General features: G+C 71.2%; 26 protein-coding genes, 1 tRNA gene and 1 pseudogene. 13 read left to right on the forward strand and 15 right to left on the reverse strand.

From position 1 onward, the window contains the following. Nucleotides 1-42: 42 nt before the first annotated feature. Both EO776_RS11215 and EO776_RS11220 read right to left on the reverse strand, forming a co-directional pair. A complete protein-coding gene (locus tag EO776_RS11215; RefSeq protein ID WP_094519836.1) occupies nt 43-945 on the reverse strand; it encodes an MOSC domain-containing protein in 903 nt (300 codons plus the stop codon). A gap of 82 nt (nt 946-1,027) precedes the next feature. Next, the gene (locus EO776_RS11220) at nt 1,028-1,840 is read right to left on the reverse strand and encodes a hypothetical protein (protein WP_094519835.1); all 813 of its coding nucleotides are present in this window, start codon (nt 1,838-1,840) and stop codon (nt 1,028-1,030) included. A gap of 100 nt (nt 1,841-1,940) precedes the next feature. On the opposite strand from EO776_RS11220, the gene EO776_RS11225 reads away from it, so the two are divergent. Continuing rightward, nucleotides 1,941-2,336, forward strand: coding sequence for a CopG family ribbon-helix-helix protein (locus EO776_RS11225; protein WP_049931609.1), 396 nt, complete (start codon nt 1,941-1,943; stop codon nt 2,334-2,336). A 31-nt stretch (nt 2,337-2,367) separates the two neighbouring features. Continuing rightward, nucleotides 2,368-2,718, forward strand: a pseudogene (locus EO776_RS11230) (type II toxin-antitoxin system PemK/MazF family toxin); the annotation flags it as partial. Here EO776_RS11230 and EO776_RS11235 read toward each other — a convergent pair. From EO776_RS11235 to EO776_RS11255, 5 genes are all read right to left on the reverse strand, one after another. Next, nucleotides 2,715-3,008, reverse strand: coding sequence for a chorismate mutase (locus EO776_RS11235; RefSeq protein WP_049931610.1), 294 nt, complete (start codon nt 3,006-3,008; stop codon nt 2,715-2,717). The pseudogene EO776_RS11230 and the gene EO776_RS11235 sit on opposite strands and share 4 nt — an antisense overlap. A 32-nt stretch (nt 3,009-3,040) precedes the next feature. Next, entirely contained in the window at nt 3,041-4,000 is a 960-nt protein-coding gene (locus EO776_RS11240) for a shikimate kinase (RefSeq protein WP_094519834.1), read from the reverse strand. 88 nt (nt 4,001-4,088) lie between these two features. Continuing rightward, nucleotides 4,089-4,721, reverse strand: coding sequence for a hypothetical protein (locus tag EO776_RS11245; RefSeq protein ID WP_094519833.1), 633 nt, complete (start codon nt 4,719-4,721; stop codon nt 4,089-4,091). After that, nucleotides 4,718-5,179 carry a hypothetical protein gene (locus EO776_RS11250; protein ID WP_049931614.1) on the reverse strand — a complete coding sequence of 154 codons (462 nt, stop codon included), beginning with the start codon at nt 5,177-5,179 and terminating at the stop codon, nt 4,718-4,720. Before EO776_RS11250 ends, EO776_RS11245 begins: the two co-directional genes overlap by 4 nt. Continuing rightward, on the reverse strand, nt 5,176-6,558 hold the full coding sequence (locus tag EO776_RS11255) for a hypothetical protein (protein WP_094519832.1): 1,383 nt from the start codon (nt 6,556-6,558) through the stop codon (nt 5,176-5,178). The genes EO776_RS11250 and EO776_RS11255 overlap by 4 nt, the downstream gene beginning before the upstream one ends. 157 nt (nt 6,559-6,715) lie before the next feature. On the opposite strand from EO776_RS11255, the gene EO776_RS11260 reads away from it, so the two are divergent. From EO776_RS11260 to EO776_RS11280, 5 genes are all read left to right on the forward strand, one after another. Continuing rightward, nucleotides 6,716-7,174 (forward strand): DUF5796 family protein, encoded by a 459-nt coding sequence (locus tag EO776_RS11260; RefSeq protein ID WP_094519831.1) that lies wholly within the window; start codon nt 6,716-6,718, stop codon nt 7,172-7,174. A 25-nt stretch (nt 7,175-7,199) separates the two neighbouring features. Further along, nucleotides 7,200-7,439: a DUF7508 domain-containing protein gene (locus tag EO776_RS11265; protein WP_094521313.1), complete on the forward strand. Its 240-nt coding sequence runs from the start codon at nt 7,200-7,202 to the stop codon at nt 7,437-7,439. A gap of 79 nt (nt 7,440-7,518) precedes the next feature. After that, complete coding sequence (locus EO776_RS11270) at nt 7,519-7,875, forward strand: ferredoxin (RefSeq protein ID WP_086215433.1); 357 nt, start codon at nt 7,519-7,521, stop codon at nt 7,873-7,875. A gap of 51 nt (nt 7,876-7,926) precedes the next feature. Continuing rightward, nucleotides 7,927-8,011 (forward strand) — tRNA-Leu (locus tag EO776_RS11275). Between the two features lie 355 nt (nt 8,012-8,366). Continuing rightward, nucleotides 8,367-9,497 carry an ATP-binding protein gene (locus EO776_RS11280; protein ID WP_089308154.1) on the forward strand — a complete coding sequence of 377 codons (1,131 nt, stop codon included), beginning with the start codon at nt 8,367-8,369 and terminating at the stop codon, nt 9,495-9,497. Between the two features lie 171 nt (nt 9,498-9,668). On the opposite strand, the gene EO776_RS11285 is transcribed toward EO776_RS11280, so the two are convergent. The 5 genes from EO776_RS11285 to EO776_RS11305 form a co-directional block, all read right to left on the reverse strand. Beyond that, the gene (locus EO776_RS11285; protein ID WP_094521302.1) at nt 9,669-10,121 is read right to left on the reverse strand and encodes a MoaD/ThiS family protein; all 453 of its coding nucleotides are present in this window, start codon (nt 10,119-10,121) and stop codon (nt 9,669-9,671) included. Nucleotides 10,122-10,241: 120 nt separating this feature from the next. Beyond that, complete coding sequence (locus tag EO776_RS11290) at nt 10,242-10,685, reverse strand: CBS domain-containing protein (RefSeq protein WP_049931622.1); 444 nt, start codon at nt 10,683-10,685, stop codon at nt 10,242-10,244. A 105-nt stretch (nt 10,686-10,790) separates the two neighbouring features. Next, nucleotides 10,791-11,702 carry a 1,4-dihydroxy-2-naphthoyl-CoA synthase gene (locus EO776_RS11295; RefSeq protein WP_049931623.1) on the reverse strand — a complete coding sequence of 304 codons (912 nt, stop codon included), beginning with the start codon at nt 11,700-11,702 and terminating at the stop codon, nt 10,791-10,793. Nucleotides 11,703-11,898: 196 nt separating this feature from the next. After that, the gene (locus EO776_RS11300) at nt 11,899-12,138 is read right to left on the reverse strand and encodes a hypothetical protein (protein WP_049931624.1); all 240 of its coding nucleotides are present in this window, start codon (nt 12,136-12,138) and stop codon (nt 11,899-11,901) included. Between the two features lie 101 nt (nt 12,139-12,239). Beyond that, a complete protein-coding gene (locus EO776_RS11305) occupies nt 12,240-13,013 on the reverse strand; it encodes a GTP cyclohydrolase III (protein ID WP_049931625.1) in 774 nt (257 codons plus the stop codon). A gap of 150 nt (nt 13,014-13,163) precedes the next feature. Here EO776_RS11305 and EO776_RS11310 point away from each other — a divergent pair, with 150 nt between their 5' ends. From EO776_RS11310 to EO776_RS11335, 6 genes are all read left to right on the forward strand, one after another. Next, complete coding sequence (locus EO776_RS11310; protein ID WP_094521303.1) at nt 13,164-13,943, forward strand: HAD-IIA family hydrolase; 780 nt, start codon at nt 13,164-13,166, stop codon at nt 13,941-13,943. A 349-nt stretch (nt 13,944-14,292) separates the two neighbouring features. Further along, entirely contained in the window at nt 14,293-15,627 is a 1,335-nt protein-coding gene (locus EO776_RS11315) for a DUF92 domain-containing protein (RefSeq protein ID WP_094521304.1), read from the forward strand. Between the two features lies 1 nt (nt 15,628). Then, entirely contained in the window at nt 15,629-16,096 is a 468-nt protein-coding gene (locus tag EO776_RS11320; RefSeq protein WP_094495521.1) for a GNAT family N-acetyltransferase, read from the forward strand. 73 nt (nt 16,097-16,169) lie between these two features. Next, a complete protein-coding gene (hisI, locus tag EO776_RS11325; RefSeq protein WP_049931630.1) occupies nt 16,170-16,553 on the forward strand; it encodes a phosphoribosyl-AMP cyclohydrolase in 384 nt (127 codons plus the stop codon). 3 nt (nt 16,554-16,556) lie between these two features. Beyond that, entirely contained in the window at nt 16,557-17,732 is a 1,176-nt protein-coding gene (locus tag EO776_RS11330) for a DUF7118 family protein (RefSeq protein WP_094521305.1), read from the forward strand. Between the two features lie 73 nt (nt 17,733-17,805). After that, a complete protein-coding gene (locus EO776_RS11335) occupies nt 17,806-18,204 on the forward strand; it encodes a hypothetical protein (protein WP_086220639.1) in 399 nt (132 codons plus the stop codon). A 72-nt stretch (nt 18,205-18,276) separates the two neighbouring features. On the opposite strand, the gene EO776_RS19000 is transcribed toward EO776_RS11335, so the two are convergent. The 3 genes from EO776_RS19000 to EO776_RS11345 form a co-directional block, all read right to left on the reverse strand. Then, nucleotides 18,277-18,444 carry a hypothetical protein gene (locus EO776_RS19000; RefSeq protein ID WP_167373073.1) on the reverse strand — a complete coding sequence of 56 codons (168 nt, stop codon included), beginning with the start codon at nt 18,442-18,444 and terminating at the stop codon, nt 18,277-18,279. Nucleotides 18,445-18,544: 100 nt separating this feature from the next. Beyond that, nucleotides 18,545-19,096, reverse strand: a complete 552-nt coding sequence (locus tag EO776_RS11340; protein WP_049931633.1) for a hypothetical protein — start codon at nt 19,094-19,096, stop codon at nt 18,545-18,547. Between the two features lie 103 nt (nt 19,097-19,199). Next, on the reverse strand, nt 19,200-20,360 hold the full coding sequence (locus EO776_RS11345; RefSeq protein WP_094495519.1) for an acyl-CoA dehydrogenase family protein: 1,161 nt from the start codon (nt 20,358-20,360) through the stop codon (nt 19,200-19,202). Between the last annotated feature and the right edge of the window lie 47 nt (nt 20,361-20,407).

Below are 20,407 nucleotides of genomic sequence, written 5' to 3' on the forward strand. Positions count from 1 at the left end.
CGCCCGCTCGCCTTTTACCGTTCGTGCGTCGCTTCCGGAGAGTCACTCCGCCGCGTCCGCGCCCGCGACGGGCGTCCCGCTCTCGTCGACGGTCATGACGCCGTCGACGGTGACCTCGTCGCCGACGGCGAGGACGTCGCCCCACGATCGCTCCTCGACGACGGTGTTGACCATCAGCCGGAAGTCGTGGTCGAAGCGGTCGCTCGCGGTCCACTCGGGCAGCGTCTCGCGGCGCTTCCGGACGAACCGCTCGCGGAACCCGTCGATCTCGGCCCCCGTGTCCGGGTCGCGAGAGGGGACGACGCAGCGCTGACACGGGTTGACGCCGATCAGCGCCGTGTCGCCGACCGCGACGCAGACGCCCTCCCCGTGGTCGGCGAACAGCCTGTCCTCGAAGAACGCCGGGCAGTCGTCCAACACGACGTTCGGGCGGAGCCGCCGGCGCATCTCCGTCGCGTCCGCCACGTCCTCGAACCACGAGGCGACGGTCGCCAGCGTCGCCCGCGAAACCACCGTCGGCCCGCGCGCGGCGCGGTCGTCGGGGAAGCCGCCCGCGTCGTCTCGCACGAGGTCGACCGCGTACCCGAGGTACTCGCCGACCCAGTCGGCCAGCGCGTCGCCTTCGTCGGGGAGCGCGAAGGTGCGCTCGTCGGCCGGGGCGCGTTCCGTCGCCGGTCGCGAGAGCGTCACGGCCGTCGGCGTGGCGTCGGGCGGGCCGGCGAGTTCGTACTCGGCGCTGAGCCCGTGGATCGCCGGCTCGCTCTTCCCGTTGACGTAGCCGCCGCCACCGCTGACGGAGGCGCGCTCCGGGTCGACGCCGGCCTCGACGAGCGCGTACGTGCGGTCGCCGCGGAGCGCGCCCTCGGGGCCGATCGCGGCGCGGTCGACGGCGACGCCGTCACAGGACTTCAGGGGATACGCGAGGAGTTCGGCGACGCGTGTCATACCGCGAGTTCGACGGGCCGGATAAAAAGCGATCGGCCGACGGGGGCGTCCCCGCCGGACGGTGGTCGCGCGCGACGACGGGTCAGAACAGCCCGGCGATGAACCCGACGCCCATGACGACGAGGACCGCCGCGGAGAACGCGGGCAGGTACGGGGTGTACCGCTCGACGCGCTCCCGAGAGCGGTGGTAGCCGGCGATCAGCAGCAACGTGAGTCCGACGATACCCGCGATGACGGTGAGCGCGTAGGCGCTCATCAGTTCGAGACAGTAGTTCGACCCGGCACAGAGCGCGATGATCTCGAACTCCTCCTCGTGGGCGAACCCGAGGACGAACGCGAACCACGCGATTCCGAGCAGGCCGCGGTCGGCCCCCTCGTCGAAGCCGCCGTGCGAGTGGCCGCCGACGAACGGGAGAAGCCGCTTCAATCGAGCGAGGCGTCCGTCGTCGTCATCGTGGTCGTGGCTGTGGTCGTGGTTGTGGCTGTGGTCGCGATCGTGGCCGTGGGCGTGAGCGTCGTGATCGTCCGACGCCTCAAGAGAGCCGTGAGAGTGCCCGTGGACGTACTCGCGGACACCGAGCCCGATCAGCAGCGCGCCGGCGACGAGGCTGACCGGCCCACCGATCTGGACGCCGCCGAGCACCGTGATCGGCTCGTTGACCTGCGTGAGATCGAAGTAGCTCTTCGCGTAGAAGAAGACGACGACCATCGCGATGCTGCTCACGAGGTGGCCGAGGCCGATGATGGCGCTCGCCGCGAACCCGTACAGCCACTTGTTGGTCTGGTCGAGGGCGTAGGAGGCGGCGACCGGCCAGCCGTGGCCCGGTTCGACGCCGTGGACCGCGCCGAGGAGGACCGCGCCCGCGAGCGGGCCGAACAGTTCACTTGAGAGCATACGCGGCGCTCCGAGCGGGCGGGGTTTAGCGGTTGTTAGTACCGAACCGGGTGAATCGTCATAACGAACCTCTTGTACTCGCGGGATCCACGACGGCACAATGCGAACGAGCTTCAACGTCCCGGACGACCTCGTCGACGAGTTCGATCGGACGTGGCGGGAGGAGGGGATCGAGAACAGGTCGCGGGCGGTCCGCGAGGCGATGCGCGAGTTCGTGGAGTCGCACTCGCGGCTCGAAGACACGACCGGCGAGGTGGTCGCGCTCGTCGGCTTCGACTACCGCCACCACGAGGTCATCCGGGAGCTCCACGGCGCGCAACACGAGTATCAGGACGTGATCCTCAACACGAGTCACACCCACCAGGGCGAGTGGTGTCTGGAGTCGCTGTTCTGCCGCGGCGACGCCGAGCGCGTCCGACAGCTCACGTACCGGCTCCGCGACTTCGACGCCGTCCGTCGAGTGAAGGTGATGCTGATTCGGGACGGCCCCGACTGACCGGGACGAGGTTCCCGAGTGGTAATCGAGGAACGTTCGCCGCGGCGATGTCGTCATCGTCGAGTTCGATCCGACGGAGGGCTCGGAGCAGAGAGGGACGCGGCCCTGCGTAGTCGTCCAGAACGATATCGGGAACGAGAACGATCCGACGACCATCGTCGTTCCGATCACGACATCGCGGGGAGACGAACTGTGTCCCTTCGAGATGCGTATTCCGGTCGCGGAGTCGCCGCTTCGGGAGGATTCGGTCGCGCTCTGTAGTCAAATTCGCACGGTGCCTATCGAACACCGCATTACCAACAGCAGTGGTTCCGTCCCGGAATCTCGAACGAAGGAAGTCGACGAGGCGCTCAGGTATGGCCTCGGCCTGATCGATCCCTAGCGATTCTCTCGCTGTTCGACCTTGTTCAATTCGATCAACAGCCGGAAGATCGCCTTCACGAGGTTCGCGTCGACGTCGAAGCGCTCGGCGTTCTCCCCGGCGCGCTCCATCACGCGCTCCTCCTGCCCCTCGTCGGTGGTCGGGAGGTCGCGCTCCTCCTTCACTGCCGCGACGGTGTCGGCGACGTACGTCCGGCGGGCGATCAGCTCGACTATCTCGCGGTCGATGTCCTCTATCTCGTGTCGCAGTTCGTCGAGGCTCCGGTCCTCCGCGTTGGGTGTGTCGCTCATTGGTAGTAGGGTCAGTGATCTGTCGCGGGCGCTCACTCGACGGTCGCGCCGTCGGCTCTCGTCGTCGTTCGCCGCAGCGTTCCGGGACGGTCGGCCCAGGCGTCGGCGACCGCGTCGAGGTCGGTCTCGGGATCGGCCGGGTCCGCGACGGCGACGACGCTCGGGCCGGTCCCCGACAGCGACACCGCGGTCGCGTGCGGCATCGCCTCGACCGCGGGGTCGGCGTCGAAGCCGAGCGCGGCGGAGAACGCCAGCCCGTTCACCGTCATCGCCTCGCCGTACCGGCCGTCGAACACGAGGTCGGTGACGAGGTCAGCCATGGGCGCGACGGCCTCGCAGCGCGCCACGTCGGCGTCCGCGCTGTAGGCGCGCTCGGGCGGCGTCCAGACGAGAACGTCCCAGTCGACTGTCTCGCGGGCGCGGAGTTCGTCGGCGTCGTTGTCGGTGACGGTGACGCCGCCGAGCATCGACGCGGTCGCGTCGTCGAACGCGCCGGTGACCGTGACGCCGACCTCGCGGGCCGCTCGCACGCCAAGTCGACAGGCCTCCAGGCGGGTCACGTCGACCGCGGGGTCGTCCGGGTCGTCGCCGACCGCGTCGTCACTTGCGCGGCCGTCGTCGCCGACCGCGTCGCCACTTGCGCGGCCGCCGTCGCCGACCACGAGCCCGAGCGCGTCGCAGGTCGCGAGGACGGTCGCGTTGGCGGCCGCGCTGGAGCTTTTCAGCCCCGCCGCAAGCGGCACGTCGCTGTCGGTCCGGACGGTGCCGCCCTCGTCGTCGCCCCAGCGGTCGGTCGCGAGGCTCACGCAGCGCTCGATCAGGTCGGTGTCGGCGTCGGGGTCCTCGGCGATCTCGCCCGCGACGCCGTCGGCCGCGGGGTCGAGGTCGACCGCCGCGCGCGTCTCGACGTCGATGCCGAAGGCGGCGCCCGTGCCGGTCGCGAGCGCGTTCAACACGGTCCCGGCGCCGAGCGCCGCCGCCCGTCCTTCCATGGGTTCACGGCTCGCGAGCGCGGACAAAGAGGTAGCGATCACGGCGAGTCTCTCTGTCAGGGAGGCCGGGCGCACCGGTTCCGGGGTATCAGAGCGGTTCCGCGCGCCTGACGGCCGCGTCGACCGCGTACCGCTCGGCGTCGGGTCGGACGGGCGTCCCGCCGGTCTCGAACCGGATCGTCACCTCGAACGACCGCGATCTCGTCCCGTCGAACCGGTCGTCGCGGGGGAAGCGTCGCGTGACGGACGCGAACCCGACCGCCTCGCGCTCGTCTGAGCCCCGCGGGACGGCGTACGCGTCGGCCCGGAACTCGATCGTTCCGTACTCGAATCGCCCCGCGTTCTCGACGGTCAAGCGGGCCCTGACCCGCGTCCAGCCGCCGCCCTGCGTCACGTCGCGGACCGTCGCGTCGGTGACGACGAGCCCTGACCCGTCGGGGTTGACCTCGTCGGGCGTCGCTTCCTCGGCGCCGCCGTCGGACCCGCCTCCGTCGCCGTCGGATCCGGTCTCGTCGCCGTCGGACCCGCCTCCGTCGTTCGCGTCCGAGCCGCCGGTCGTCCCGTTCTCGGTCTGTCGAGGGGTCGAGCCGCCCTCCTCCGAGGTCACCAGACAGCCGGCGAGCAGCCCGGCGACGCCGACCGCGACGACGCCCCGCCGCGACGCTCGCCGGACGGGTCGGTCGGCGTCCCGGCTGTCCGCCCCGTCCGCGGAACGGGTCATCGCATCACCGTCCCGAGGACCCCGGTCGACGCGCCGACGGCCGCGGCGACGAACGCCGTCGCGACCGTCGGCACGAACGCGTCCGCCAGCCCGTGCGCCTGCGCGGCGGCGTCGCCCTGCGAGACGACGATCATGGTGACCGCGACCAGGCCGTACGCCAGCGCGCCGAGTCCCGTTCCGAGCCCGCATGTCACAGCCGCGGCGGTGACGCCGCGGGCACGGGACCCGACGAGGACGCCGAGGACGCCGGCCAGCGGGACCGCGCCGACGAGGACCGCCGCGGTCACGGCGAGGTACGACTGGGCGACGAACACGGGTCCGAAGCGCGCGGTCTCGCCGGTCGCGGCGGTCGCCAGCGCCGCCTCCGCCCAGCCCGTCGCGGCCGCGCCGACGATGCCGGCGCCGGCGCCGACGAGGGCGAACGCCGCGGCCACGAGGCCGATCTCGTTCGCGTTCACGCGCCGGTCACCCACCCGTGCCGTAGTCGGCCGTGCCAGCCCGTCCGCTCCTCCCACGCGTCGCCGGAGAAGCCGGTGGCGAGTAGGAACTCGCCCGCTCGGACGAGGTAGCCGTACTGGACGCCGGCGTGCTCGTCGAAGCCGTACCGCTCTCCCTCCGCCTCGCGGTGATAGAAGCGGTACCAGGGGGTCGGGCCGCCGTCGTCCCCAATTCCCCCGGCGGCGGCCGTGCCGTTCTCGGTCGCCGAGCCGTTCTCGGTCGCCGAACTGTTCCCGCTGAAGTCGGAACCGGCGAGCGTCGCCTCCGGGTCGATCGGCGCGCGCCCCTCCGTGGCGCCCTCGTCGAGGGCGGTCGAGAGCCGCGCGTCGGCGGTCTCCGCGTCCGGGTACCGCTGGACGTACACCGGGACCCCGTCCAGTTCGCGGGCCCAACCGCGGAACGTCTCTTCGGGCCGATTCCCCGCTGGCGGGCGGCGGGCGAACGAGAAGAACAGCTCCTCGACGCGGTCGGCGGGCCGCGGGATCGGGCCGAGGCGGGCACGCAGTTCGCGCCGGCGATCGGCACTAAGGGCGTCGCCGTAGATGCGCGGGACGCGGTCGCGGTCGATCTCATCTCGGTCGTACGGCCGGTGCGCGAACGTCGAGAAGCCGCGGCTCGCGACGGCGAGTTCGACGAGCGTCCCGGTCGTGACGCGACCCCGCTCGGGATTGTCCGGCGGGAGCGGCGCCAGCAGCCTCCGGAACAGGCGGTTGTGGATCGGGTTCCGCGAGAACTGTGCCTCGACGTAGAGGGTGGTTCCCATGCCCGCCAGCCCGGTGCGCAACCGGTCGAGTTCTTCGAGGGCGCGGTCCACGTCGCCGCGGGGCGCGAACTCGCGTAAGACCTCGACGTGGCGGTCGACTCGGTCACGGATCCGGGACCCGGGCGAGAAGTGCGGTTCGAGGGCCTCGGCCGCGCGGGACGCCGCGGTCTCCCCCGCGGCGGCGACCGCGTCGACCTGTTCGGTCGCGATCGCCGCCTCCTCGTCGACGGTCGCCCGGACCGACCGGACCGTCGAGACCGCCTCGGCGACAGCGTCGCGGTAGGTCGCGACCGCGTCCGGGTACTCGGTCGCGAACCACACCGCGTCGTCGACGACCTCGCGCGTCGCGTCAGCGAGCGCGGCGTTCGTCACCGGCGGGTCGCCGTCGGCGTCCGCCGGGTCGTCGGAGGGGGGGTCCTCTGGCGGGTCGTCGGCGTCGCCCCCGTCTCCCCCGTCGCCCGGCGCGTCGGCGGCCTCGGGCGCGTCGGGATACTCGACGCCCTCGACGCCGAGGCACCCGGCGGTCCCGACGAGGGCGGCGCCGACGCCTAAGAGCGCCCGTCGCGTCCGTTGCATGACACGCACTCCCCGCGGCAGGAACTTAAATGTGGTACGCCGATTCTCGCTGTTGAGGGCGCGCCCGCAGTCCGGCGGTCCGACCGGCAGCCGAGCGACGCGTTGGGGCCGAGGGCCGAGCGCGTCCCTTTTGAGGCCGGCACCCCGAGCGTCGCGTATGTCCGCGCCATCACGCAGCGACGTGCCGCCGACCTCGATCGGCGTCGACCTCCGCGAGGAGGGCGTCGTCGTCGAGTACCTCGACGGCCGAACGACCCTCTACCGGGGCGCCCCCGACTCCGCCAAGGGGTCGGTCACCGCCGGTCCCGGCAAGGAGACGCACGTGCTCGTCACCGACCCGACGGAGACGGAGGGCGTGATGACGTACGTGAACGATTACAAGACCGACGACGAGATCCTCGAGGAGTCCGGCGTCGGTCGCGTCATCGTCGAGGACGGCGATCGCGACGAGGTGTTCCCCGGCGTGATCGTCGGTCGGGACGGTAAGCGCAACGAGGTCGTCGCCGATCCCGAGGTCGCCGGCGGGCGCGTGTTCGTCTTCGTCGAGGACGGTTGGACCGAGGGGAGCTACGAGATCGTCGAGGGCCCGGAGGACGGGCTCGACGCGCACCGGTGACCCCGACGCCGACGGGACCCTTCTGATGAGCCTCGCGAAACCCTGGCGCGAACTCGACCGCTCGACCGTCGGGAGCGCGCCCGATCGCTACGCACTCTACGAACTCGGCGATGCCGACGGCGACACGGTCGGGTTCGGCACGGGCGTCCTCCGCGACGAGCTGAAGGAGGCGCTCGCGTACGGCGGCGCCGCGACGGTTCGGTGGGAGCTCGCCGACTCGCCCGACCACGCCGAGCGGCTGCTCGCGGACCACGTCGAGGAGTGACCCACTCGTCCGGTCCGCCCGTCCCGACCGACCGGGAACGACCGACAGACGAAAGGCCCGCGGCCGCCGAGGAGGCGACATGAGCGACGAGGCCGAGACCGACGGCGGCGACGAGGTGCTCCGCGCCAGCGACATCGGCGGCGAGGGGCCGCCGATCGAGGAGAAGCCGTACAAGATCGTCTTCGAGGCGAACAAGTGCTTCGGAGCGGGGAAGTGCGCCGAGGTCGCGGACAACTGGGTGATGGACGTGGCGAGCGGGATGGCGAAGCCGGAGGCGTACTACATCGGCGAGGAGGACCTGGCCGAGAACGTCAGCGCGGCAGAAGCGTGTCCCGCGAAGAAGGATGCGGGCGTGATCCACGTCGTCGACCGGCGGACGGACGAGGAGATCGCGCCGGACCCGCACGGCGACGGGACGCTCTCGGTCGACTGGTAGCGCCCCGGTTTCCGAAAGGGGTTTCACCGCGCCGCCGGTAGCCGAATCCGCGCGGGGGTGGCTGAGCCTGGCCAAAAGCGGCGGACTTAAGATCCGCTCCTGTAGAGGTTCGAGGGTTCGAATCCCTTCCCCCGCACTCCTGCGGCGAGCACTTCGCGAGCCGCGGGTGGAGACAAGGAACGGTTCGAACTAGGGAGCGGGAGGTGAGCGAGCCGCGACGCGGCGAGCGAACGGGAGCGACTGGAGTTCGAATCCCTTCCCCCGCACTCCTGGGGCGAGCACTTCGCGAGCGGCCCGCGAATTAACTGGCACCGTCCACCTGCTCGGCGAGCAGATCTCCACTCCCGATTCCGAATGTCGATACTGGTGGGACCCGCGTCACGGCCCGAACGACCGACCTCGGAGGACCGGAAGCGGTCGCCCGAGCCTAAAGCTATCAGATGCGATAATCTCTCCCGCACAGTTTTGTGAGGGCGGTCGGAGCAGGGGACATGGAAGTTCCGCCCACCGTCCGGGAACACGCCGGCGTGCCGTTACTCGTCGGGATCGGCGGGGGGTTGTTCGCGACGCACGTGTGGCACGCGATCGGCGAGGAAGAGAGCGCCGCGACGTTCCTGTTGGGTATCGTCGCTCCCATGCTCTTCGCCGCCGGCGTCGTAGGCGGCGGCGTCTGGCTGTGGAGGCGGGACACGGACGGCGAGTACGCGCTCAGAGTCGGGAGTTGGTCCGCGGTCGGAGCCGCCGTCCTGGCCGTCGGTGGGGTCCTCGTGATACTGTATCAGCAGCAGTACGGCGTGGTGATGGACGAGCAGGCGTTCGTCGTCGTCAACGCCGCGTCGGGCGGAGCCCTCCTCGGATTCATCGTCGGCGTGTACGACATCCGGCAGCGGAGAGCGGAGGAGAGAGCGACCCGACTCACCCGGCAGCTAACCGTCCTCAACCGCGTCCTCCGTCACGACATCCGTACCAACGCCAACGTCATTCAGGGGAACGCGAGTCTCCTGACCGAGGAGTCGGTCGACACCGACGAGAAGGCCGACACGATCCGACAACAGGCGACCGATCTGGTGAAACTGGGGAAACAGGCCCGGAGCGTCGAGCAGATCCTGACCACGGAGGAGGTCGACCGAGAGTCACAGGAGCTCACCCCCACCGTCGAGGCGTGCTGCGAGCGAGTCCGGCGCGACAATCCGTCGGCGGAGATCGACGTCTCGCTGCCGCCGACGGTGCCCGTCGTCGCGCACCGGCTGATCGACTCGGCGCTGGCGAACGTCATCGAGAACGCGGTCGAACACAACGACAAGGAGACGCCGCGCGTCCGCGTCGAGACCGAGCCCGTCTCGCGGAATGGGACCGACTACGTCGAACTGCGAGTCGCCGACAACGGGCCGGGGATCGCCGAGAGCGAGATCGAGGTGTTGAAGCGCGGCTACGAGACGGACCTCGAACACACGAGCGGGCTCGGCCTCTGGCTCGTCAGCTGGATCGTGGCGCGCTCGGGCGGAGAGGTCCGCTTCGAGGAGAACGATCCCGAGGGCAGCGTCGTCTGCCTGCGACTGGCGCGGGCCGACGGCGGCGCGCGGTCCGTCGGGGGATCGGACACCGCCGCGCCCGCCGTGTAGCGGTCGCCGAGAGCCGTCTCTGCGTTCGACGACTGCTCTCGCCGCTCGGTCAGCGGATCGGCGCGCCGCCATCGGGTGCCGGATTCGGAGGGAGTCGCACGCGCGGCCCCGTGCTCGCGACCGCGGCGGGCGACGCCGGCGGCAACGGCGGGGCGGAGTGGGGCGGTCGCGCTAACAGCAGAACATGAACGGGTAGACCAGGGCGACGCGGTCGCCCGCCTCGAGCTCCGTGTCGAACCCGTTCTCGTTCTCGTTGAAGTGGCCGTTCACGAGGATCCGGGCGTACGTCGTCGTCTGCTCGCCGACCGGGTTCTTCGTCCACGTCCCCGGCGGCTCGTCCGGCGCCGGCGCCCAACCGCTGTGAGTCGCGTCCGCCTCGGTCTCCGCGATGAGCGTCTCCTGGAGCTGCGGATACTCCTCGAACAACTCGTCGAGGAACGCCCGGAGCGTGTCGCCCTCGAACGCGTACTCGAACTCGTGCTCGTCGAGCTCCGTGCGGACGTGGCCGGTACACCGGACGGTGACCGTCGTCTCCGCCTCGGTCGCGGCGGTCGGCGCATCCTCCGGGTCCGTGCCGTCCGCCGCTGTCGGGGGCGACTCCGCCAGTTCGCTGGTCTGAGTCATGTGTCGGCGTACGCCGCCGCCTCGGGTAAGACAGAGTGCGAACATGTTCGCCGGGATAGTGCCGACGGGACGCGGGCACCGTCGGCCGTCGCCCTCTGCGCGCGGGTCGAGCCGCCCGCCTCACTCGTCGAGCCGGTCGGAACGCTCCGACCACCCGGTCGCGTCCGTCGCGAGGTCGTGGACCTCCTTCCGGATCCCCGCGTAGTTGTCGACGATATCCTGCGTGGTGACGATCCCCTCCGGCGTCGTCCCGTCGACGACGACGAGCTTCTTGACGCCCTCCGACCGCATCCGCTTCGTCGCCGTCCGGAGCGTCGCGCTCGGTCGGACCGTGACGAGGGGAGCGCTCGCCGCCTTCCGGACCGGAATCGCCGACAGCGGGTCGTCGGTCGCGTAGCCGGCGCGGAGCACGTCGCTCTCCGTCAGGATCCCGGCCGGCGTCCCGTCGTCGGTGACGACGACGCTGCCGACCCGGTTGCGGAGCATCCGCTCCGTGGCGTCTCGGACCGCGGCGTCGGCACCGCAGGTCACGAGGTCCGTCGTCATCACCTCCTCGACGAGCATACACTGGGGTACCGCGTCGGCGTACTTGTAGGTGTCTTCGCGGGGCGCGGAACCGGGCGCGGCGCGGAACCGGGCCTCGGCCCCGCGCGGCGCGGCCGCCGCCGCTCAGTAGTGCCAGGGGTACTCGCGGAACCGCGGCTCCCGGCCCTCAAGGAACGCGTCGCGGCCCTCTTGGGCCTCCTCTGTCATGTACGCGAGCCGCGTCGCCTCGCCCGCGAACACCTGCTGGCCGACCATCCCGTCGTCGGCCATGTTGAACGCGTACTTCAGCATCCGCATCGCCGTCGGCGACTTCCGAGTCATCTCGTCGGCCCACTCTAGGGCCACCTCTTCCAAGTCTTCGTGCGGGACGACCTCGTTGACCATGCCCATGTCCGCCGCCTCCTCGGCTGAGTAGGTCTTCCCGCGGAAGAACACCTCGCGGGCCTTCTTCTGGCCGATCTGCTTCGCGAGGTAGGCGGAGCCGAACCCGCCGTCGAACGAGCCCACGTCGGGGTCGGTCTGGAGGAACTGCCCGTGCTCCTCGCTGGCGAGCGTCATGTCGCAGACGACGTGGAGCGAATGACCGCCGCCGACCGCCCAGCCGGGGACGACCGCGACGACGGGCTTCGGCATGAACCGGATCAAGCGCTGGACTTCGAGGATGTGGAGCCGCCCCGCCCGCGCCTCGCGGACGAGGTCGTCGTCGTCGTCGCCCGCCTCGTCGTCGTCGCGGTACTCGTAGCCGGAGCCGCCCCGGACGGACTGGTCGCCCCCCGAGCAGAACGCCCAGCCGCCGTCCTTCTCGGACGGGCCGTTGCCGGTGAGGAGGACGCAGCCGACCTCGGCCTGCTTGCGCGCGTGGTCGAGCGCGGCGTACAACTCGTCGACCGTGCCCGGCCGGAATGCGTTGCGGACCGCGGGGCGGTCGAAGGCGATCCGGACCGCGGGGACGTCGACGGCGCGGTGATAGGTGATGTCGTCGAACTCGTCGGTGACGGGCTCCCACGCGTCGGGATCGAAGATCTCCGAGACCATGCCGGATCGTACGTCCGGACCGTTGATAAACGGCGTCGGATCGACGGACGGAGAACGCGACCGCGCCCGGACCGGGGTGAAGTGAAGCCGTTCGGCTCAGAACGGTGCGCGCTCGGTGCGCCGCACGGCCGGAAGCGGGAGCCGGCTCCGGAGTCCGAGGGGGACGCGGGAGCCGCGACTCGCCCGTCGGGACCCGTCAGTCGTTCTGCGCGTACGCGCCCTTCGGGTGGCCCTTGTGCTGGAGGTTGCGGTTGTCGCGCTTCCGCGTCGCCGTCGCGGGGATGACCTCGCGGGACGGGTCGATCTCGGACCGCGGCATCCCGGTGTACCCGTGGTCGGGATGCTCGGAGCAGTGTGCCATCGCGTCGTGCGAGCCCTCCCACGGGCCCTCGTCACAGCCGTCCGCCGTACAGACGAACACTATCTCCTCTGACATGCTAACCGTGGCTTCCGGGTCGGTGTACAAAAACCCCGTACCAAAATTATCAGACTTGATTTCGGGCCGTGTCCGAGGCGGACCGACGGCGCGGCGGAGGGTCAGTCTCCCGCGGCGGGCGCGCCGAACAGCTCGACGCTCGTCCCGTCGTGTCGGCAGTCTTCGAGGGCGTGCTTGGCCGCGAATCCGGCCTCATGGGCGGACGGGCCGCGGCCGACGCCGACCTGGAGCTCGATGTCCACGTCGTCCTGTACGTGGGTGACCGCCGACGAGAACGCCGCCTCCGGGAGGTCGGGACAGACGGCCACGACGTTGTCGCCGCCGACGAAGAAGGAGAGGGCGCCGTGCGCCTCGCGGAGGTGGCGCATCAGCGAGCCGTACGCCCGTTCGATGTTGATGAACGTGTCGAACTCGTTGAGCCGGTCGGTGTACTTGCCGGTCGCGTTGACGACGTCGAAGTGCGCGATCTGGAGGTCCGACCGCTCCGTCTCCGAGAGGTACTCGCCCGCGAGCACCTCGGTCCGACTCTCGTCCTGCGCGCTGCCCGCGGTCTGGAGCCGCCGGTTCGCCGCTTCGAGCGCGTCGACCGGGCGCTCGGCGACGGCGGTCCCGAGGCTGATACTGACCGGGTAACGGTTGCCGATCGACTCTTGGAGGGTCGCGTGGGCCGCGCCGTCGACGCCGTTGGTCACCGCGATCATGTTGTCGAAGCGAGTGAAAAAGACGTAGGCGTCGCGGTGGCCGAGGAACTGGGCCACGTCGGCGAAGAGCCGCGACTGGAGCGTCTGGAGATCCATCTCACGGCGCGGCTCCGGCGTCGTCGTCCACGGCCCGTAGTTGTCGATCTGGACGAGGGTCACCTGAGTCGTCGTCACAGTGAACGTCGGTACGGAACCCGGCCGCTTTACCCTTCCGTTATCCCGAAGGTGGGATCGGTACCGAGTTCGTGATCGGCGCGGCGGCGGCAGCGGTCCGTTCGCGGACGCGAGCGCAACTCCTAGGACCGTGGCGCCCCCACCACGAATATGGATTTCAGCGGCGCCGTCCTCGACGTCGACGGCACGGTCGTGCGGGGCGACGATCCGATTCCGGGCGCCCCCGCTGGGTACCGCCGCCTCCGGGAGGCCGGCGTCGAGACGCTGTTCGTCTCGAACAACCCGACGAAGGCGCCGCGGGCGTACGTCGACCGGCTCGGTGGGGCGGGGTACGACATCGACGCGGACCGCGTCTTCACCGCGGGCAGCGTGACGACGCGGTACCTGCGGGAGCACCACCGCGACGACGACCTGCTCTGTATCGCCGACCCCGGACTGCTCGACCAGTTCGCCGAGGCTGGGCTCTCGACGACCGACGACGTGGACGCCGCCGACGCGCTGGTCGCCTCCATCGACCGCGAGTTCGACTACGAGGACCTCTGTACCGCGCTCTGGGCCCTAGAGCGCGACATCCCCTTCATCGGTACCGACCCAGACGTGGTGATCCCGGCCCCGGAGCGCGACGTGCCCGGCTCCGGCGCCGTGATCAACGCGATCGCCGGCGTCGCGGAGCGCGACCCCGACGCCGTCCTCGGCAAGCCCTCAGACACCGCGATCGAGATGGTGCGCGAGCGGCTCCCCCACCCCGCCAAGGAGTGTCTCGTCGTCGGCGACCGGCTCGACACCGACATCGCGCTCGGCGAGCGAGCCGGGATGACGACCGTCCTCGTCCGGTCGGGCGTCACCGACGACGCCGACCTCGCGGCGTCCGAGGTCGAGCCGGACCACGTGCTCGACCACCTCGGTCAGATCGACCGAGTCGTCGGCTGAGGAACCCCGAAGCGGTCGGTACCCGTTCGCCGCGTGGGAAACAGTTATGTGCGGTCGAGCGTACCGTTCTCGCATGGGAGTGGTTGACTCACACGAGGACCGGACCGGAGACGACGAGGAGGACCCCGAGGAGTCCGTCCGCGTGGTGGAGGGACACGCGGTCCAGTTCAACGAGTACCGGTACTGACGGGCGAGCGCGTTCGGGCCTGACGGGCGAGGGAATGCGGTTGTGACGCCTGGATCGGTGTCCGCGCTGTCCTGACGGCCGGCGCCGGCGTCCGCGCGGGCCGCGACCGACCGCCCGACGGCTGTCGGGACCGTTAAGTGGTCGTCGCGGGTAGCCGAGGGTGTGATACCGAGGCTCCGACGCGCGAGTACCTTCGCCGCGGTGGCCGCGATCGCGGTCCTCGCGCCGGCGCTCGACACCGCCGCAGCCGTCCCCTTCTTCGCCGTCGCCGGGGCGGCGTTCTTCGGCGTCCGCGACGGCGAGTGGTTCGAGACGCTCGCGCTGCCGGGCGACCGCGAGGCGGAGCGCCTCTACGGCCTCGTCTCCTTCGCGCTCGCCGGCGCGGGCCTCGCGCTGTTCGCGTCGCTGCCGCGCGCGCCGCTGCCGTACGAGGCGTTCGCGGCCGCGACGCTCGCGGTCGGCGCCGGCCGCCTCGGCCGGACGCTCGTCTCCCGCCGGACCGCGGACGAGTTCCCGCTCGTCGCCGGCTACGTGGTCGCCGGCACGGCCGCCGCCCTCGCCGGACAGATCGCGGTGCGCCTTCAGACCGGGGCGCCGGTCGACGGCGCGACGCTCCCGGTCGCGGTGTTCTTCGCGGCGGCCGCGGCGCTGACGGCCGCGCTCGTCCGCTCGCTGGTGTTCTCGCGGGACGCCCATATCACGACGATCCTCGTCGCGTTCGTGACGTGGGGGTTCATCGCCCTGGATCCGACCGTCGACGCCCCCGTCGTCGTCGCCGGCCTCGCGGTGACCGGCGCGCTCGGGTACGTCTCCTTCGCCATCGGCACCGCCTCGGTCGCGGGGATGCTCACCGGGGTCGTCTCGGCGCTGCTCGCGGTCGTCCTCGGCGGCGTCGGCTGGTTCCTTACCCTCATGTCCTTCTACGCGTTCGGGGGGCTCGCCTCGAAGTACCGGTTCGACGAGAAGGCGGCCCGCGGGGTCGCCCAGGAGAACGAGGGGGCCCGCGGCACCGGGAACGTGCTCGCGAACTCGGCGGTCGCGCTCGCGGCGGTGGTCGGCTACGCGGTCGCGCCGCACCTCGCCGTCCCGGCCGCGCCCTTCGGCTTCGCGTTCGCGGGCGCGACCGCGACCGCGATGGCCGACACGCTCTCCTCGGAGATCGGCGGCCTCTACGACGGCCCGCGGCTGGTGACGACGCTCCGCCGCGTCGAGCCCGGGACCGACGGCGCGATCACCTGGCAGGGCGAACTGGCCGGCCTCGCCGGCGCGCTGCTCGTCGGCGCCCTCGCCGCCGGCGGGTCGCCGCTGATCAGCCCGGTGGTCGCCGGCGGCGTCGCGGCGGGCGGGGCCGTCGTCGCGGCCGGCGTCACCGGGATGACCGTCGACAGCCTCCTCGGCGCCCTGATCGAGGGGGATCGCGTCGGGAACCAGTCGGTGAACTTCCTCGCGACGCTCGCCGGCGCCGTCGTCGCCGTCGCGCTCTGGGCGGTGGTGTGAGATGACGGGCGACGGCGACGGCGCCGGGCGAAAACCCGACGCCTCCGGCGATCCCGACCCACGAGTGCGCCCCGGCCGACCCGCCGACGCCGACCGGATCCGCGGGCTCCAGTCGCACCTCAGGCAGCCGAGCCCGGACCTCCTGGAGTACGGCCTCGCGGTTGGCGCCGCCCGCGTGAGCGTCGCCGAGGAACGCGTCGTCGGCTACCTCCTCCCCGTGGACGCGCCGAACCGCCCGGGGCTCCACGTCGCGGAGCTCGTCGTCGCGCCCGGCTTCCGGCGCGAGGGGCGCGCCCGCGGGCTCCTCGACGCGGCGATCGCGGACGCCGACGGCCCCGTCACGCTCCAGGCCCACCCCGACAACGACGCCGCCCGCTCGCTGTACGAGTCGCTCGGCTTCGAGGTCGTCGACCGCCGACCGGACGCGTACGCCGACGGCGACGCGCTCGTGCTGCGATACGTCTCGTAAGGGGTCGGCGGCGCGCTCGTATGCGGGGACCGCAGGCACAAGGACTATTCGAGCGCCACGCCTCCGGACAGCCATGAGTGACGCCGACGCGGAGACGGGGTCGATCGAGGTCGACTTCGGCGAGGACGGGCTGGTGCCGGCGGTCGCCCAGGACGCCGACTCCGGCGAGGTGTTGATGCTCGCGTACGTCTCGCCGGAGGCGCTGGCGCGCACCCGCGAGACCGGCGAGGCGCACTACTACTCCCGGTCCCGCGAAGAGATCTGGCACAAGGGAGATACCTCGGGCCATACCCAGTCGGTCCGGGAGGTCCGGGTCGACTGCGACGCCGACGCGCTGCTGTACCTCGTCGACCAGGCCGGCGGCGCCTGCCACACCGGCCACCGCTCCTGTTTCCACCGGACGGTCGACGGCGAGAACGTCGGCGAGCGCGTCTTCGACCCGGACGAGGTGTACTGACCGATGTCGGGGGAAACCGCCGGCGCCACGTCGGGAGGCGCCGAGGGCGACAAGGACGACCCCGTCCGCGGGGCCGGCGAGGCGGCCGCGCGGCTCCGGGAGCGCTACGACGAACTCCGCCGGATCGAGTCGCGGATCGACGACCACGGGCGGGACCGGGTAGAGGCGGCGGCCGACGCGTACCGCCACGCGCACCGGATCCTCGACCGATACGAGGAGGACGCGGTCGGCTCCGGCGACTTCGAGTCGTACGTCCGGTTCCGCGGCGAGTTCGGGGACGCGGTCGACGTCGACGACGACCTGCCGGCCGCCGAGGCGTTCGAGGCGGCGGACGAGGCGGTCGACAAGCGGCGCCTCTCCGACGAGGACTTCGCGACCGCCCGCGAGGCGCTGGAGCCGGCGGGGGAGTTCGTCGACCTCCTGGAGGCGTACGACGACGCGGTCGACGACTACCGGGCGGGCCGGAAAGCGGCCAAGGAGGCCCGCAAGCGGCTGGAGTCGCGGGTGGAGGAGCTCCGTGAGGTCGCCGACATGGCCGACGCGGACCTCGACGCGGACCTCAACCGCCTCCGCGGGCCGATCGATTCGTACGATGAGGCGGTGATGGAGGCGTTCCGGGAGTTCTTCAAGTCGGCGTCCGCCCGCGAGGTGTTCGACTTCCTCGACCGCGCGGACGCGACTCCCTTCGTCGACGTCGACGTGCCGCCGACCGACCTCGCGGAGTACGTCGAGACGCACGCGGCCGGCGAGGAGCCGCCCGCGACGCTGCTGGAGTACGCCGACTACACGAACTCGAAGCTCGACCACTACGTCGACGACCCGGGCGCGCTCCGCACGGCGGTCGCGGTCCACCGGACGTACCTCGAACGGCTCGACGGCGAGCCGCTGACGCTCGACTGGCCGCCGAAGCCGGGCGACGAGCTCGCCTACGAGATCGACGAGCTGGTCCCGCTCGTCGGGCGGATCGCCGACGACGACGCGGTCGCGACCCTGCGCTCGGTCCGCGAGCTCGCGCGGAGCGACGAGTACGGGCGCCTCCGCCGCGCGGCGGAGGTGCGCCACGCGCTCGACGACGGGGACCTCGCCCTGATCGAGCGCGGCGAGGCCGACGAGCGGCTCGCCGAGGCCGAGCGGACGCGCTCGGTCGTCGACGACGTGTTGAGCGAGACGGAGCGGTGAGCGGCGCGGGCGGCGACCGGATCCCCCGCCGTCGAGTGCGGATTTTTAAGCCTCGTCGCGGCGGAGCACGGGTATGACCCGATTCGACGCCGCGACCGAGGACGAGCGGCTGAAGCTGTTCGCCGACGCCGCGGCCGCGCACCGCGCGCGCTCCGGCGACGTGATGACCGTCGACGTCGACCCCGACAGCGACGACACCGGTGGCGGCGAGGTCCCGCCGTGGATCCAGCTGGCGGGCACGGAGCTGATACTGGACTGTACCGACGAGGAGCTGGAGCGGCTGAAGGCCCTGCTCTCGGAGTTCCCGGAGTTCCGGATCGACGAGCTCGTCAGCCCGGAAGAGGCCGAGGGGACGAACGCGGTCGTCACGGCGCGGTCGGACGCGAACCGCGTCGCCGGGTTCGTCGAGCGCGCCTTCCGAGAGGTGTACGAGCTCGACGCCGAGTACCGGGCGTGGGTGACGGCAATCTGAGGCGGGCGATCGGCAAAGGCGTCACCGACCGGCCGGGCGTTACCGGCCGACCCGAACGTCACCGACCGCGAGTCACTTCGCGAAGTAGCTCGTGAAGTAGCCCGAGAGGAAAGAGCTGATCGCGACCGCGAGGAGGAGGTCGGTCGTGTCGTGGTCGCCGTCGTCGGCCGCGAACCAGGTGACCGCGACGCCGATGCCGAGCGAGATCAGGCCGTTCGCCGTGTCTTCTTTGACTCCCATACCCCCCGTTGGCGGCGGAGCGACAAAACCGATGCGGCGGGTCCGGTCTCGTCCGCACCGCGGCGAGTCGGCGCGGTCGCGCTAGCGCCCTCACCGCCGCTCAGTGGAACCCGCGGTCGACGTCGTCGTCCTCGATCAGGTCGTCGAGCTCGGCGGTGAGCAGCTCCTCGGCCTCCTCGAAGGTGTCGGAGAGTTCGTCGAGCTCGTCGGGCCGTCCGTCGAACTCGTACTCCATCGGGCCGAAGGCGGGGGAGTCGACCGCTTCCATCACGTCCTCAAAGAGGTGGTCCGGGTCGGTCGGCGCCTCGGCGTGGACTCTCAGCGTCTCGGTGAGCCGCGTCGCCATCTCCTCGGCGTGGTCCTCGTCCTCGGGCGCCGTCCGGACCGCGAACCGCCCGTCGCTGTCGGCGTCGGGCAGGAGCGGGTCCAGCCCGTCGTCGACCTTGCGGGCGACCTGCGCTCCGACGCCGCGGAGGTCGCGAGGGTTCTTCGCGTACGTCTTCAGGTGGTAGAGGCCGACGCTCGGGTGACCGAAGTAGAGGTCCTCCCCGAGGCCGCCGCGGCGGGAGCCGGCGACCGCGCGCCAGCCGTCGGGGTCGGTCGAGTCGCTCGCGACATCCGCGAGGATGTCGTCCCAGTCTCGCACGCGCATGTCGGTCGACAGTACGGAAACGCGGGCGCAAGAGCGTGTCGGTGGCGGCGGCGCGCGCCGGAGCGGGTCGTCAGGGCGCGTGGAACGAGGGCGGTCGGCGGGACTACTGGTAGGCCTGAATCCCGGTGAGGTCCTCGCCGAGGATCAGGGTGTGGATGTCGTGGGTCCCCTCGTAGGTGTAGACGGTCTCCATGTTCGCCATGTGGCGCATCGGGGAGTAGTCGGCCGTGATCCCGTTGCCGCCGAGCATCTCGCGGGCGATCCGCGACTGGTCGCGCGCCGTCCGCACGTTGTTGCGCTTGGCCATCGAGACGTGCTGTGGCCGCAGCTCCCCCGCCTCCTTGAGGTCGGCGAGCCGGTGGGCGAGCAGCTGCGCGAGCGTGATCTGCGTCGCCATCTCCGCGAGCTTCTCCTGTTGCATCTGGAAGCCGCCGATCGGCTTGCCGAACTGCTCGCGGTCCGTGGCGTACTCCCGGGCGGTCTCGAAGCAGTCCTGCGCGGCGCCGACGGCGCCCCACGCGATGCCGTAGCGGGCCTGTGTCAGACACGACAGCGGTCCCTTCATCCCCTCGACGCCGGGGAGGCGGTTCTCGGCGGGCACGCGGACGTTCTGGAGGCTGATCTCGCCCGTAATCGACGCCCGGAGGCTGAGCTTCTCGTCGATCTTGTTCGTCGTGACGCCGTCGCGGTCGGTCTCGACGAGGAACCCGCGGACGGGCGTCCCCTCCTCGCCGTGGTCCTTCGCCCACACGACCGCGACGTCCGCGATCGGGGAGTTCGTGATCCACGTCTTCGAGCCGTTCAGGACGTACTCGTCGCCGTCGGGCTCGGCCATCGTCTCCATCGCGGAGGGGTTCGACCCGTGTTCCGGCTCCGTGAGCCCGAAACAGCCGACCGCATCGCCGGTGCCGAGCCGCGGGAGCCACTCCTCTTTCTGCTCGTCGCTGCCGAACGCGTGGATCGGGTACATCACGAGGGCCCCCTGAACGCTCGCCATCGAGCGGAGTCCGGAGTCGCACGCCTCCAGCTCGCGCATCAGCAGGCCGTACGCAGTCTCGCTGACATCGGGTAAGCCGTACCCGTCGAGGTTCGGCGCGTAAAAGCCCATCTCACCCATTTTCGGGATGAGGTCCGTGGGGAACGTCCCCTCGATCCAGTGGTCGCCCATGTCCGGGACCTCCCCGTCGACGAACGAGCGCGCGGAGTCGACGAGCAGGCGCTCCTCCTCGGACAGGGTCGACTCCATGTCGAAGTAATCCAGCATACTATCGCTATCGAACCCAAGAATAAATAACCATAGTTGTGTCCGCC

The organism is Halorubrum ezzemoulense, from assembly GCF_004126515.1.
In the GTDB taxonomy this organism is placed as follows: domain Archaea; phylum Halobacteriota; class Halobacteria; order Halobacteriales; family Haloferacaceae; genus Halorubrum; species Halorubrum ezzemoulense.

What these genes read in the sequence shown, in the direction of transcription:
- EO776_RS11220 (WP_094519835.1), bottom strand. Translation starts at nt 1,840, where the DNA reads ATGCTCTCAAGTGAACTGTTCGGCCCGCTCGCGGGCGCGGTCCTCCTC.
- EO776_RS11280 (WP_089308154.1), top strand. Translation starts at nt 8,367, where the DNA reads ATGGAAGTTCCGCCCACCGTCCGGGAACACGCCGGCGTGCCGTTACTC.
- EO776_RS11285 (WP_094521302.1), bottom strand. Translation starts at nt 10,121, where the DNA reads ATGACTCAGACCAGCGAACTGGCGGAGTCGCCCCCGACAGCGGCGGAC.
- EO776_RS11320 (WP_094495521.1), top strand. Translation starts at nt 15,629, where the DNA reads ATGACGGGCGACGGCGACGGCGCCGGGCGAAAACCCGACGCCTCCGGC.
- EO776_RS11235 (WP_049931610.1), bottom strand. Translation starts at nt 3,008, where the DNA reads ATGAGCGACACACCCAACGCGGAGGACCGGAGCCTCGACGAACTGCGA.
- EO776_RS11260 (WP_094519831.1), top strand. Translation starts at nt 6,716, where the DNA reads ATGTCCGCGCCATCACGCAGCGACGTGCCGCCGACCTCGATCGGCGTC.
- EO776_RS11240 (WP_094519834.1), bottom strand. Translation starts at nt 4,000, where the DNA reads ATGGAAGGACGGGCGGCGGCGCTCGGCGCCGGGACCGTGTTGAACGCG.
- EO776_RS19000 (WP_167373073.1), bottom strand. Translation starts at nt 18,444, where the DNA reads ATGGGAGTCAAAGAAGACACGGCGAACGGCCTGATCTCGCTCGGCATC.
- EO776_RS11265 (WP_094521313.1), top strand. Translation starts at nt 7,200, where the DNA reads ATGAGCCTCGCGAAACCCTGGCGCGAACTCGACCGCTCGACCGTCGGG.
- EO776_RS11340 (WP_049931633.1), bottom strand. Translation starts at nt 19,096, where the DNA reads ATGCGCGTGCGAGACTGGGACGACATCCTCGCGGATGTCGCGAGCGAC.
- EO776_RS11335 (WP_086220639.1), top strand. Translation starts at nt 17,806, where the DNA reads ATGACCCGATTCGACGCCGCGACCGAGGACGAGCGGCTGAAGCTGTTC.
- EO776_RS11225 (WP_049931609.1), top strand. Translation starts at nt 1,941, where the DNA reads ATGCGAACGAGCTTCAACGTCCCGGACGACCTCGTCGACGAGTTCGAT.
- EO776_RS11295 (WP_049931623.1), bottom strand. Translation starts at nt 11,702, where the DNA reads ATGGTCTCGGAGATCTTCGATCCCGACGCGTGGGAGCCCGTCACCGAC.
- EO776_RS11345 (WP_094495519.1), bottom strand. Translation starts at nt 20,360, where the DNA reads ATGCTGGATTACTTCGACATGGAGTCGACCCTGTCCGAGGAGGAGCGC.
- EO776_RS11245 (WP_094519833.1), bottom strand. Translation starts at nt 4,721, where the DNA reads ATGACCCGTTCCGCGGACGGGGCGGACAGCCGGGACGCCGACCGACCC.
- EO776_RS11330 (WP_094521305.1), top strand. Translation starts at nt 16,557, where the DNA reads ATGTCGGGGGAAACCGCCGGCGCCACGTCGGGAGGCGCCGAGGGCGAC.
- hisI (WP_049931630.1), top strand. Translation starts at nt 16,170, where the DNA reads ATGAGTGACGCCGACGCGGAGACGGGGTCGATCGAGGTCGACTTCGGC.
- EO776_RS11310 (WP_094521303.1), top strand. Translation starts at nt 13,164, where the DNA reads ATGGATTTCAGCGGCGCCGTCCTCGACGTCGACGGCACGGTCGTGCGG.
- EO776_RS11300 (WP_049931624.1), bottom strand. Translation starts at nt 12,138, where the DNA reads ATGTCAGAGGAGATAGTGTTCGTCTGTACGGCGGACGGCTGTGACGAG.
- EO776_RS11255 (WP_094519832.1), bottom strand. Translation starts at nt 6,558, where the DNA reads ATGCAACGGACGCGACGGGCGCTCTTAGGCGTCGGCGCCGCCCTCGTC.
- EO776_RS11215 (WP_094519836.1), bottom strand. Translation starts at nt 945, where the DNA reads ATGACACGCGTCGCCGAACTCCTCGCGTATCCCCTGAAGTCCTGTGAC.
- EO776_RS11270 (WP_086215433.1), top strand. Translation starts at nt 7,519, where the DNA reads ATGAGCGACGAGGCCGAGACCGACGGCGGCGACGAGGTGCTCCGCGCC.
- EO776_RS11290 (WP_049931622.1), bottom strand. Translation starts at nt 10,685, where the DNA reads ATGCTCGTCGAGGAGGTGATGACGACGGACCTCGTGACCTGCGGTGCC.